Source organism: Streptomyces sp. NPDC044044 (assembly GCF_056434405.1).
In genome coordinates this window covers 81,794-94,067 of sequence record NZ_JBWKFG010000005.1, presented here as the reverse complement: position 1 = coordinate 94,067, position 12,274 = coordinate 81,794, and the positions used below count along the sequence as shown (strand labels likewise).

The 12,274-nt window shown below is 70.4% G+C and carries 11 protein-coding genes; 4 read left to right on the top strand and 7 right to left on the bottom strand.

Translation table 11 applies throughout. The features are described from left to right. Positions 1–79: 79 nt before the first annotated feature. The gene (locus AC07AG_RS20030) at positions 80–238 is read right to left on the bottom strand and encodes a hypothetical protein (protein ID WP_478756406.1); all 159 of its coding nucleotides are present in this window, start codon (positions 236–238) and stop codon (positions 80–82) included. Positions 239–595: 357 nt separating this feature from the next. On the opposite strand from AC07AG_RS20030, the gene AC07AG_RS20025 reads away from it, so the two are divergent. After that, positions 596–2,518 carry an Ig-like domain repeat protein gene (locus AC07AG_RS20025; RefSeq protein ID WP_478756405.1) on the top strand — a complete coding sequence of 641 codons (1,923 nt, stop codon included), beginning with the start codon at positions 596–598 and terminating at the stop codon, positions 2,516–2,518. A gap of 26 nt (positions 2,519–2,544) precedes the next feature. Here the strand turns inward: AC07AG_RS20025 and AC07AG_RS20020 are convergent, their stop codons facing one another. Beyond that, on the bottom strand, positions 2,545–3,843 hold the full coding sequence (locus AC07AG_RS20020; RefSeq protein ID WP_478756404.1) for an MDR family MFS transporter: 1,299 nt from the start codon (positions 3,841–3,843) through the stop codon (positions 2,545–2,547). A gap of 206 nt (positions 3,844–4,049) precedes the next feature. Between AC07AG_RS20020 and AC07AG_RS20015 the strand changes: the two genes are divergently transcribed. Next, the gene (locus AC07AG_RS20015) at positions 4,050–4,811 is read left to right on the top strand and encodes a phosphoglyceromutase (protein WP_478756403.1); all 762 of its coding nucleotides are present in this window, start codon (positions 4,050–4,052) and stop codon (positions 4,809–4,811) included. Between the two features lie 100 nt (positions 4,812–4,911). On the opposite strand, the gene AC07AG_RS20010 is transcribed toward AC07AG_RS20015, so the two are convergent. The 5 genes from AC07AG_RS20010 to mshA all read right to left on the bottom strand — a co-directional run bounded on the left by AC07AG_RS20010 (position 4,912) and on the right by mshA (position 9,840). Beyond that, the gene (locus tag AC07AG_RS20010) at positions 4,912–5,685 is read right to left on the bottom strand and encodes a polyamine aminopropyltransferase (protein WP_478756402.1); all 774 of its coding nucleotides are present in this window, start codon (positions 5,683–5,685) and stop codon (positions 4,912–4,914) included. A gap of 86 nt (positions 5,686–5,771) precedes the next feature. After that, positions 5,772–5,984: a hypothetical protein gene (locus AC07AG_RS20005; protein ID WP_249592944.1), complete on the bottom strand. Its 213-nt coding sequence runs from the start codon at positions 5,982–5,984 to the stop codon at positions 5,772–5,774. Positions 5,985–6,169: 185 nt separating this feature from the next. Next, positions 6,170–7,876, bottom strand: coding sequence for a glycoside hydrolase family 55 protein (locus AC07AG_RS20000; RefSeq protein WP_478756401.1), 1,707 nt, complete (start codon positions 7,874–7,876; stop codon positions 6,170–6,172). A gap of 127 nt (positions 7,877–8,003) precedes the next feature. After that, entirely contained in the window at positions 8,004–8,501 is a 498-nt protein-coding gene (locus AC07AG_RS19995) for a type III secretion system chaperone family protein (RefSeq protein WP_478756400.1), read from the bottom strand. Beyond that, positions 8,494–9,840 (bottom strand): D-inositol-3-phosphate glycosyltransferase, encoded by a 1,347-nt coding sequence (mshA, locus tag AC07AG_RS19990; RefSeq protein ID WP_361048920.1) that lies wholly within the window; start codon positions 9,838–9,840, stop codon positions 8,494–8,496. The genes AC07AG_RS19995 and mshA overlap by 8 nt, the downstream gene beginning before the upstream one ends. A 188-nt stretch (positions 9,841–10,028) precedes the next feature. Here mshA and AC07AG_RS19985 point away from each other — a divergent pair, with 188 nt between their 5' ends. Together AC07AG_RS19985 and AC07AG_RS19980 are read left to right on the top strand one after the other, a co-directional pair. After that, entirely contained in the window at positions 10,029–10,880 is an 852-nt protein-coding gene (locus AC07AG_RS19985) for a class I SAM-dependent methyltransferase (protein WP_478756399.1), read from the top strand. Positions 10,881–11,097: 217 nt separating this feature from the next. After that, positions 11,098–12,147 (top strand): C40 family peptidase, encoded by a 1,050-nt coding sequence (locus AC07AG_RS19980; RefSeq protein WP_478756398.1) that lies wholly within the window; start codon positions 11,098–11,100, stop codon positions 12,145–12,147. Positions 12,148–12,274 lie beyond the last annotated feature (127 nt).

The window sequence follows — 12,274 nt, the reverse complement described above, 5'->3', positions numbered from 1 at the left end:
CGCGTCGCCCGGCAAGCTCGCCACGACGGGATGTGCCCCGCGCCATCGGTGCGGGGCACATCCCGTCGTACGCGATGCCTCAGCCGCAGCAGCCGCCGCACTGGCACGGTCCGCCCGACTGGCAGCCGCAACCGCAGCCCGCGCCGCAGCCGCAGGCGCCGAGGAGCACGAGGGCGGGCAGACCTGGAGTATCGGCCGGCTGCTCGGGGACGGGTTCGGTCATCGGGGACTCAGCCATGGGTCTCCTCCTCGAAGGCGTACTCGGCGTACTGCCTGATGCCCGTTCCATGCCCACTGGGGAGGGGCGCACCAACGGCGCACGCGCGCGTTCGGCGGGCCCGCAGCACCGGCCCGGCGCCGACCCGGCACCGACCCGGGACCCCACAACTCACTCGCGAAACTCTCTCCACAACCTTCACAGCTATGCCTTACTGTGATGGCGCTGTAACAGGGGGTCGAGGCCCAGGTCGGCTGACCTGGGTTCTTCATATGTGGGGGGTCACATACCGTGCGCACAAGCACTCGCACACGCACACGCACCATTTCGACCGCGACAGCGCTCGCGGTCCTCTTCAGTTCCGCTGCCCTGGTCGCCGTGACGGCAGGACCCGCGGCAGCCGACTCGGCGCATCTCCTGGGCGTGAAGTCCGCGGCCGACATCCTCGTGGACGGCGCCCACCAGCGCGTCTACGTCTCCGACCCGGTCGAGGGCAAGATCGTCGTCACGGACTACGCGGGCGCGGTCAAGGCGACCTTGGACGGGCTGCCGGACGTCGACGGCCTGGCCCTCTCGCCCGACTCCGGGCAGGTGTACGCGGCGGTGGCCGGGCTCAACCGCATCGTCGCCGTGGACACGTCCACGTACGCCCTGAGCGCGAGCCACAAGCTCGACGGTGCCGAGAAGCCGCGCACCCTGGCGATGGCGAGCGGCAAGCTGTGGTTCGGCTACGGGCCCGATGCCGAAGGCAACATCGGCTCGCTCGACCTGTCCGGCGGCGAGCCGGTCGTCGCGCTCGGCCAGGACGGCGACGCGAGCTTCTACGCCGCTCCCGAACTCGGCTCCGACCCCGACTCGGGGGTACTGGTCGCCGGTGAGAAGGAGACGAGCAGCGACTCCCTGACGGTGTACGACGTCTCGGGCCCGAAGCCGGAGCTGCGCGTCACCAAGTCGGTGGAGGGCGGCTTCTTCGACGACATCGCGGTCTCCCCGGACGGCACCCAGATCGTCACGGCGAGCGGCTCCCCGTACTACCACCCGGTGTACTCCACGGAGGACCTCTCTCCCCTGGGCCGCTACAACTCGGGGAGCTACGGCTCCGCCGTGGACATCGCCCCGGACGGCACCGTGGCGGCGGGCACCTTCTCCTGGTACGGGCCCGACGTGCACATCTACCAGCAGGGCAAGTGGTCCAAGGTCCGGGAGTACGAGTTCCCGAACACCGGCAGCAGCAGCGGCGGCGACACCCTGACCGAGGGCGGCCTCGCCTGGGCGCCGGACGGCAGCCGGCTCTTCGCGGTCTCCGAGAACAGCGCCGGGGTCTTCTCGCTGCGGGTCCTGACCGAGCCGGACAAGTCGCTGCCGGAGCTCACGGTCGCGGCCCCCGAGAAGGGGACGCGCGCCAAGTCCCTCACCGTCACCGGCAAGATCACCGACGCGGCGGCGCCGCTGCCCGCCGGGACCGAACTGACCGTCACGCGCTCGGACATCGAGACCCCGGACGGCAAGAAGCTGCCCGCGGTGAAGGCCAAGGCTGACGGCTCCTTCTCCTTCGACGACACCCCGCCCGCGGGCGGCAAGGTGACGTACAAGGTCGCGTACGCGGGTGACGCCACGCACGCAGCGGCCTCCGGGTCGGACGCGGTGGAGGTCTCGCGGAGCGCGACCAAGCTGACGCTGAACAAGAACGGCGACGTCTACTCCTACGGCGCCGACGTCTCCTTCACCGCGCACCTCGGCACCACGCACAAGAACCGCACGGTCGAGATCTGGGCCGACCCCTACGGCTCCGACAAGCCCAACAAGCTGATCAAGAAGGGCGTCGTGAACGCCCGCGGCGACCTGTCGGCGACCGTCGACATGAAGCGCGACACGAAGGTCACCGCGGTCTTCGCCGGTGACGCCCGTTACGCGTCCAAGAAGGCCACGTCCACGGCGTACGCCAAGGTCAAGGTCTCCGCGTCGGTCGCCGGGCACTACAAGACGGGGAAGATCGGCTCGACGACGTACCACTACTTCCACAAGAACTCCGACCCGGTCCTGAAGACGACGATGTCGTACTACAAGGGCCGCAAGCACCGCTTCGAGATGCAGGTGCGTGTGGACGGCCGGTGGCGCTCGGCGGGCGCGTCCGAGTACTTCAGGCTCGGCACCGACGGCACGTCCGCCGTCCGCGTCGAGGCTCCCGGCGAGTCGGGCATCCGCGCCCGGATGCGCGCTTCGTACATCAACGGGACGTCGGGCGACAACGTGAACTCGACGACGCACGGGTCCTGGAAGTACCTCAACTTCACCCGGTGACGCCGGTGTTCACCCGGTGACAGCCTTCACCCGGTGACGCCAGGTACGCGGTCGGCGACGCCGTCGGGTGCGGGGACGGTGGGCGTGGGCACCACGCCCACCGGCTCGCCCGCCGTCCCGCCCTCCGCGGGAAGCGCCCTCATCAGCGACCAGTAGCCGACGGCGGCGACCGTCCCGATGACCGCGCAGATGCCCCAGAGCCACTGGGCCCCGAAGCGGTCGATGACGAAGCCGGACATCAGCGGGGCGACGAGCGCGGCGACGGCCCAGGACAGGGTGTACATGCCCTGGTAGCGACCCCGGCCGTGGGTCGGCGAGAGCTGGACGACGAGGCCGGTCTGCGTGGGGGCGTTGATGATCTCGGCCAGGGTCCAGACGCACACGGTGAGGGCGAAGACGCCGATGGACCCGGCGAAGGCGGTGAGCCCGAAGCCGTAGCCGGCGAGCAGCGCGGAGATGACCAACAGGCGCTGCGGGTCGCGGTGCTCGATGAAGCGCGTGACCGGGATCTGGAGGGCGACGATCAGTACGCCGTTGACGGCGATGGCCATGCCGTAGTCGGCGGGCGTGAACCCCGCCTCTCCCATGGCGACGGGCAGTCCCACGGCGCCCTGCTGAAAGATCAGGGCGAGGAGGAAGGAGAGCCCGACCACACCCATGAATCGCCCGTCGCGCAGGACGGTCCCCAGGCCCACGTCAGGGTCCGACGCCTTCTCCAGGGCGGTGCGCACGGGCCGCGACTCCGGCAGCTTCGCGAAGACGACGATGGCGCAGACCATGGTCATCACGGCTTCGATGAGGAACCCGGCGAGGTAGCTGAACTCGGCGATGAATCCGGCTCCGGCGGACGAGACGGCGAAGCCGAGGTTGATGGCCCAGTAGTTGAGCGAGAAGGCCCGCACCCGGTCCTCGGGGCGGACGATGTCGGCCATCATCGCCTGGACCGCGGGCCGGGACGCGTTGCTCGCCATGCCGACGAGGAAGGCGACGGCCGCGATGGCCAGGGGGTCCTTCATGAAGCCGAGCAGGGCGACGGAGAGCGCGGTGGAGGACTGGGCGATGAGGAGGGTGGGCCGCCGCCCGAGCCGGTCCGTCATGACACCGGCGCCGAGCGAGGAGATGACGCCGCCGAGGCCGTGCAGGGCGGCGACGAGACCGGCGTACGTCGCGGAGTAGCCGCGGTCCAGGGTCAGATAGAGCGCCATGAAGGTGGCGACGAAGGCGCCGAGGCGGTTGACGAGGGTGCTGGTCCACAGCCACCAGAACTCGCGGGGAAGGCCGGAGACGGACTCCTTGGCGGCACGTCTCAGAGCGGCGAGTGGCATCGGGGTCCCCCACAGGATCAGGCAGATGTGTAAGCGTCACCAGCGATATGTAAGTGTCTCTAGCGATGAATGAACATTACGATCCCGAGCCCCGGAAGAGCCAGTGGATTAGCAGAAACCGTCAACTGTCGCCCTGCCCGCGGCCACTGTGTCCGGGGTCCGGGCGGACGCGCGGGGCACCCGGCGGTTCGATTACGCTCAGGGGCATGGCCGACGCACCGTACAAGCTGATCCTCCTCCGCCACGGCGAGAGCGAGTGGAACGAGAAGAACCTGTTCACCGGCTGGGTGGACGTCAACCTCACCGCGAAGGGCGAGAAGGAGGCGACGCGCGGCGGCGAGCTGCTCAAGGACGCCGGCCTGCTCCCCGACGTGGTCCACACGTCCCTCCAGAAGCGCGCGATCCGCACCGCGCAGCTCTCGCTGGAGTCCGCCGACCGCCTCTGGATCCCGGTCCACCGCAGCTGGCGCCTGAACGAGCGCCACTACGGCGCCCTGCAGGGCAAGGACAAGGCGCAGACGCTCGCCGAGTTCGGCGAGGAGCAGTTCATGCTCTGGCGCCGCTCGTACGACACCCCGCCGCCGGCGCTCGACCGCGACGCGGAGTACTCGCAGTTCTCCGACCCCCGCTACGCGATGCTCCCGCCCGAGCTGCGCCCCCAGACGGAGTGCCTCAAGGACGTCGTCGTGCGCATGCTCCCGTACTGGTTCGACGGCATCGTCCCGGACCTCCTGGCGGGCAAGACGGTCCTGGTCGCGGCCCACGGCAACTCGCTGCGCGCCCTGGTCAAGCACCTGGACGGCGTCTCGGACGAGGACATCGCGGGCCTGAACATCCCGACGGGCATCCCGCTGGCCTACGAGCTGGACGCGGACTTCAAGCCCGTGAAGGCCGGGGGCACGTACCTCGACCCGGACGCGGCGAAGGCGGCCATCGAGGCGGTCAAGAACCAGGGCAAGAAGAAGTAACCCACTCATGTGCTGGGTGCGCTGAGCCCCCTGCCCGCGGATTCTCCGCGGGCAGGGGGCTTTTTGCAGGGCGTGGCGGCGGTCGGGTGAGGGGGTGGCCTCAGCTGTCGCGCCTGCGGGCGACGTAGACCGTGTTCGTCGCCGTCCCGCCCTGGAGCGGGTTGTCGAAGTCGACCACGTGCGCGGCCGTCTCCGTGAAGACCTCTGCGAGCACCGCGCCGAACTCCTCGTCCGGCGGGTCGTTCGACCACAGGGCGAACACTCCCCCGGGGTGGAGCAGTTCGGCCAGGGCCGTCAGACCCGCCGGGCGGTACAGCGCCGCGTGGCCCGGGTGCAGCACGTGGCGTGGTGAGTGGTCGACGTCCAGCAGGATCGCGTGGAAGCGGCGGCCGGGGGTCTCCGGGTCCAGGCCGTGCGGGACCTCGCCGGAGCCGTCGGCCGCGGGGACCGGGCCGCCCGCAGCCGCGCCCCCCGCGGCCATCGCGAAGAAGTCCCCGCGGACGAGTCGGCAGCGGGGGTCCGACGCCAGACCAGCGCCCAGCGGCACGAGCCCGCGCCGGTGCCAGTCGATCACCTCGGCCAGGGCGTCGACCACGATCAGCGAGCGCACCCGCGGATCGTCGAGCGCGGCCCTGGCCGTGTACCCGAGGCCGAGTCCGCCCACGGCGACGTCGAGCGGGCCATCGGGCAGCACCGCGAGGCCGAGCCGGGTCAGCTCGATCTCTCCCGCGGTGAAGAGGCTGGACATCAGGTACTCGTCGCCCAGCTTCACCTCGTAGACGTCCTCCCCCGATGCCGGGTCCCGCCGGCGCCGAAGGCTGATCTCGCCCATGGGAGTCGCCCGCCAGTCGATCTCTTCGAAACGTGCGCTCATCCGGTGTTCTTCTCCGCGTCCTGTCGGCGTCCGCGGGCGGGTTCAGCTGCGCCGCAGAGAAGCACCGTACTGGGCGGGACCGGAGCTCATGGACTACCCGCGTCGGAGATCCCCTGCGCGACTTCGCCCACGGTGCCCAGGATCCAGTGCCCGAAGGCCGTCGGAGCGATCAGCACCCCGAAGACCAGGACCACGGCCATGGTCATTCCCGTGTCGAGGCGGCTCCGGGCCTGCACGCGTCTGCGCCACAGCAAGAAGACGATGACGGCCAGCAGAACCGCGAGATCGATCGTCAGCACCACTTGGCGAGCCCCCTCTTAAGGTCCCCCCGTCAGGCAAGAACGTCCCAGCTCCCCTGTGTAGCTCGAACTGCCTGCTGCAGACACCTAGTTGGACGGGTTTGGCGGCAAAGCACCCGTCCGGGGCTCAATCGGCGGACTTGCCAGGGCTGCAGCTCCTTCTCCTGCTCCTTCTCCTGCTCCTGCTACAGCTCCCTCTGCGCCTCGTACAGATTCCGCGGCCGCACCACACCCGTCGTCCCGTAGAGCTCGATGCGGGAGTGCAGGTCTCCGGAGAAGTCCGGTACGTCGGTCTGGTCGAACTCCCTGACCTCGTTGATACCGACCGTGGCGCTGTACGGCGCCAGGCCGTCGATCTTCATCAGGCCCGCCCGCTCGTTGGTGACGCGGATGTTCCAGTGCGTGAAGCGGGCGCCGAAGAGAGGGCCCGCGGACGCGTCTCCGCCGTGGCGGCCGTTGTTGTTCACCGTGATGTCCGTGCGGACGTTCGCGAAGGGCATGCCCCGGTGGCTGTCGAACGTGCCCATCTCCATCTCGCCCCGGGACCAGACGTTGTAGGAGGACAGGCCCTCTACGTTGATGCCGTGGAGTTGGGTGCCCGACGGGGCCGGGGTCGTGCGCTCGTCGATCCTGAAGTCCTCGACGAGGTTGTCGTGCGAGCCCTCCCGGCAGAAGTACGGGTGGTGCGCGCCCCTGCCCGTCACCCGCGTGCGCCGCAGGGTGCAGGCCGAGGCCGCCACCAGGCCGAAGCCGTTGTCCACGTGCCGGACCACGACGTCGTCCGCCCAGCAGTCGTACGCGCACTGGAACGTGACCCCGTTGTAGCCCTTGTCCAGGAGGTGGGGGGACTGTGGGGTCTCCACCGCTTCCAGGGTCAGTGCCTCGACTCCCGCGCCCGTCAGTGCCTTTGCGTGTGTCGTCAGGCGCGGGTCCCACTCCTCGCGTACGTCGAGAGGGAGCGGGCGTTCCAGGGTGACCGTGTTCTTCCTCAGCGACGTGATGCGCACCGGCCACTCGTACGGGACGTACGACGTGAGCTTCGTCTTGTCGTCCCATACGTACGCCTCCGGGCCCTCGCCCCCGCCCGCCATGTGCTCCAGAAGCGTGTGGTCCGCGTCGTCCGCCAGGCGCAGCAGCACCAGGTCGCCCTGGTGGAGGCGGGAGGTGTCCGTGACCCTCAGGGTGCGGTCGCCCCGTCTCGCGGGGGCAGTCGTGGTGAGGGTCCGCCACTCGTCCCTCTTGTTGCCCGTCCAGCCCTCGAAGGGCCAGGCCTTCGCCTTGATCGCCGCCGTCAGCGTCTCCCAACGGGACTGCGGGCAGAGCCAGATGAGGCCTCCCGCCCAGGACCAGCTCGACTTGTCCCCGCCGTAGCGGGAGCCGTACGGGCCGATCAGTTCCGTGAGGTTCTTCGTCGCGTGGAGCGTGGTGCGGCCGCTGCCCGCCCCGCGGAGCACCACGTTGTCGTGGGCGATGCGGATGACGTCGTCGATGCGGTACCTGCCGGGCGGGACGACGACCGTGCCGCCGCCCCTCGCCCCCGCTTCGGCCAGGGCCCGGTTGATCGCGGGGGCCGCGTCGGTCGTGCCGTCCGGCCGCGCTCCGTAGTCCCTTACGTTCGCGGCCACCTTGGGCCGGGGCAGGCGGCGGGCGCCGGAGCGGGCGCCTGCTCGGGCTACGTAGGGGATCTGGGGGTGCGTGTACGGGGTTGCCTTGAACTCCCGCCAGAGGGTGGGGGTTTCAGCCTGGGGTCCAGCCGCCCCCGCGAATGCCGTCCCCGCGTGTGCCGTCCCCGCGTGTGCCGTCCCGCCGGTCACGGCGACCGCCGCCACGGCTATCGCACCGCCGAGTACGCCCCGTCTACTGGGGTGCTCCATTCCCCTGCCCGTGCCCATGCCCGCCGCCACCTTCCATGGATGTGAACGCCATTCATGTCTGCGATGGGCGCGAGCATGCCACGAGGCCTGGCGTGTTGGAAGATGTCCTACCGGAGCTTGTTCGGAGCGGCTCGGGTCCGGACCGTCAGCCCTGCGGCCGAGTCAGGTGAGTGAACGCGTCCAGGTTGCGCGTGGACTCGCCGCGCGACACCCGCCACGCGTACTCCTTGCGGATCGCCGAAGCGAAACCCAGCTCCAGAAGCGTGTTGAAGGAGCCGTCCGCGTTCTCCAGGACCGAGCCCAGGAGCCGGTCGAGCTCGTCCGGGGTGACCGCCGAGAGCGGGAGCTTGGCGGTGAGGTAGATGTCGCCGAGGGAGTCGATCGCGTAACTCACGCCGTACAGCCGGAGGTTCCGCTCCAGGAGCCAGCGGTGGACCGCGGCATCGTTCTCGTCGGGGTGCCGGATCACGAACGCCATCAGCGTCAGGGCGTGCTTGCCGACCTTCAGGGAGAGCGTCGTCGACAGCTTGCGCGTGCCGGGCAGCGTCACCACGTACGAGCCCGGCTCCGGGTTCTCCCACTCCAGGTCCGCCTCCGTCAGCGTCCCCTCGATGATCTCCGCCGCGCGCGCCTCATCAGCCATGATGCGAGCGTACGCGACGCCTGTGCTCATGCACGGCCGCCGTGTACACGTCCGCCGTGGCGGACGCGGCCGTGTCCCAGCCGAAGGATTCCGCGTGCCGCGCGGCGGCCCCGCCCATGCGGTCCACGAGGTGGGGGTTCTCGGCGAAGTCGCGCAGCACGCGCGCGTAGTGGGCCGGTTCGTGGCCGTCGATCAGGAAGCCCGTCTCCCCGTCGCGTACGGCGACCGGCAGACCGCCCACCGACGCCGCGAGGACGGGAGTGCCCGCCGCCTGCGCCTCTATGGCCACCAGGCCGAAGGACTCGCTGTACGAGGGCATCACCAGGACCGAGGCCGCCCTGAACCAGTCCGCGAGCTGCTCCTGGCCCACCGGCGGCTGGAAGCGGACCACGTCCGCGATGCCCAGCCTGGCGGCCAGCTTCTGCAGGCCCTCGGGCTTCGCGAGGCCGCTGCCGCTCGGACCGCCCACCACGGGGACGACGATGTTCGAGCGGAGCTCGGGGCGCTGGTCCAGGAGGACCGCGACCGCGCGCAGCAGGACGTCCGGGGCCTTCAGGGGCTGGATGCGGCCCGCGAAGAGCGGGACGAGGGCGTCCTGCGGGAGGCCCAGACGGTGCCGGGCCGCCGCGCGGCCGTCGGCGGGGCGGAAGCGGTCGAGGTTCACGCCGGGGTGGACGACGGCGACCTTGCCCGCCTCCGCTTCGTAGTGCCGTACGAGCTCGTCGGCCTCTTCGGAGGTGTTGGCGATCAGGCGGTCGGCCGCGCGGACGATCTGCGTCTCGCCGATCACGCGCGCCGCGGGCTCCGGGGTGTCGCCGACCGCGAGCGCCGCGTTCTTGACCTTGGCCATCGTGTGCATGGCGTGCACCAGCGGCACGCCCCAGCGCTCGGCGGCCAGCCAGCCGACGTGGCCGCTGAGCCAGTAGTGCGAGTGGACCAGGTCGTAGTGGCCGGGGCGGTGGCCCGCCCACGCCTGCATCACGCCGTGCGTGAAGGCGCAGAGCTGGGCGGGCAGCTCCTCCTTCGCCAGGCCTTCGTACGGTCCCGCGTCCACATGACGTACGAGGACGCCCGGGGCCAGTTCGACGGCGGGCGGCAGCGCGCCCGTCGTCGAGCGCGTGAAGATCTCGACCTCGATGTTGATCGCGGCGAGGCGCTTGGCCAGCTCCACGATGTAGACGTTCATGCCGCCGGCGTCGCCCGTCCCCGGCTGGTGCAGCGGGGACGTGTGCACGCTGAGCATGGCCACCCGGCGTGGCCGCCGGTGCGTGCCGGGGAGCCGGAGCCTGCTGGGAGCCGCCGGTGAGCGGCGACCGAGCCTGGTCACGTACTGGCTCACGTGGCGGTCCTCCTTGTGCGCGCGCGGGCATGGCTTAAGGGAGGGCGTGCACGGTCCTCCAGAAGCGAGAACATCGGAAGGCGCGACTCCATTTCCTCTTTGCCAAATGATTACTGGATGCGGCTCAACCGATGACCGCGCGAAGATCGACGAGTACCCACGCGTCCGCGGCGCATACCCTTTCCCCCATGGCCTCCCGCACCCCTTCCCGCCCCGTGGGAACGGTGACGCGCGGGACCACCAACCCCAACCGTCTGCGCCGCATGGACCGCTGGATCGCCGCCGCGCACGGAGCCGAGCTGCGCCGCTCCCCCGACCCCGTCGCCGTCGACCTCGGCTACGGAGCCGCACCCTGGACCGCCGTCGAGCTGCTCGTCCGGCTCAGGACCGCCGCACCGCACGCGCGCGTGGTCGGCGTCGAGATCGATCCGGCGCGGGTCGCGGCCGCGAAGCCGTACGAAAGGGAAGGGCTCTCCTTCCGGCACGGCGGCTTCGAGGTCCCGCTGCCGGGCAGGCCCGCCCTGATCCGGGCCGCGAACGTGCTCAGGCAGTACGACGAGGAGCAGGTCGCCGCCGTGTGGGAGCGGCTGTGCGGGCGGCTCGCGCCCGGCGGTCTGCTCGTCGAGGGGACGTGCGACGAGATCGGGCGACGGCACGTCTGGGTCGCGCTCGGGCCCGAAGGGCCGCGCACGGTGACCTTCGCGACCCGGCTCGGATCGCTCGACCGCCCTTCCGACCTCGCCGAACGCCTGCCCAAGGCGCTGATCCACCGGAACGTGCCGGGCGAACCGGTGCACGCGTTCCTGCGCGACTTCGACCGCGCCTGGGCCGCCGCCGCGCCCTACGCCTCGTACGGCGCCCGGCAGCGGTGGATCAGGACGGTGCGGGACCTGGCCGCGGACTGGCCGGTGGCGGACCGTCCCGCGCGGTGGCGGCAGGGCGAAGTGACGGTGCGGTGGGAGGCATTGGCGCCGCGTCAGGCGGGCCAGGCGGGTCAGGCGGGTCAGACCCCTCAGCCCCCTCGGACCCCTCAGGGGTGAACGCGCGGGGTGCCTGCGGGTGAACTCACGAGGCGACGGCGGGTGAACTCCGCGTGCGGCGCCCCGCGGAGGGAACGATCTCCGCGTGCCGTTCGTCACATGGGGCGGTTGGGGTGGGGAGTTGCCCGCGCGCTCTGTCGAATTGCGCGCCGACGTGGCACCATCCCGGGATCAACCGGAAGTTACTGACGGTAAATCAGCTTTGGGGGAGGCGGACGTGACCGGCAAGCGGAGTTCGACAGTGGCTGGCCTGGCGCTGATCTGCGCGGCAGCGGTCCTTGGCGCACCGGGCGCGGCCCACGCGAGTCCGGCGAAGCCAACGCCCGGCAAGACCAAGTCGCTTGAGGACCTGCGCAAGGAGATCGAGAAGCTCTACCACGACGCGGGCGTCGCCACGGACGCGTACAACGCGGCGGAGGAGAAGAGCGAGAAGCAGTCCAAGCAGATCGTGAAGCTCGCCCGCTCCATCACCAAGGGCCAGCAGAAGCTGGAGAAGCTCAAGTCGCGCGCGGGCGCGGCGGCCCGCGAGCAGTACCGCAGCGGCGGGGTGTCGTCCGAGGCCCGGTTGATGCTGAGCGACGACCCCCAGGAGTTCCTGGACAGCGCCGGGCGCATGCGGCAGGGCCACAAGGCCACCAAGGGCATGCTGACCGACATGGAGCGGACGCAGGAAGACCTGCGGATCTACGCCAAGGACGCCACGGCCCAGTGGAAGAAGCTGGAGGCCAACCGCAAGGCGAAGGCCGAGTCGAAGAAGAAGATCAAGAAGAAGATCGCGGACGCCGAGGAGATGGAGTCCAAGCTCGAGAAGAAGGAGCTGGAGCGGCTCCGGAAGCTCGAGGAGGAGGCCCAGCTCAAGAAGCAGTCGGCGTGGGTGAGTTCGGGTGTCCTGAAGGACATCAAGGGCAAGGCGACCGGGCCGGGCAAGAAGGCCGTCGAGTTCGCCACCGCGCAGCTCGGCAAGCCGTACGTCTGGGGCGCCGAGGGCCCGTCCTCGTACGACTGCTCCGGCCTCACGTCCAAGGCCTGGGCCGCCGCGGGCAAGGGAATTCCGCGTACGTCACAGGAGCAGTGGAAGCAGCTCCCGCGCATCGACATCAAGAACATGCGCCCCGGCGACCTGATCATTTATCACGCGGACGCCAGCCATGTCGGGATGTACGTGGGTGACGGCGCGATCGTGCACGCACCGCGCCCCGGCCGCGATGTCACCGTCGCGGGCGCGGGGTCGATGAAGATTCTCGGCGTCGTGCGGCCCGACAAGTAGTCGTCGCCCTCGAGACGTAGCGTCGCCCTCGAGACGTAGTCCTCACCCTCGAACCACAGGCGCCGTGCCCGAAATGTGGGCACCACGCCCCGAAAACCTAGGGCGTCGCGCCCGGCGAGTGGCCGCA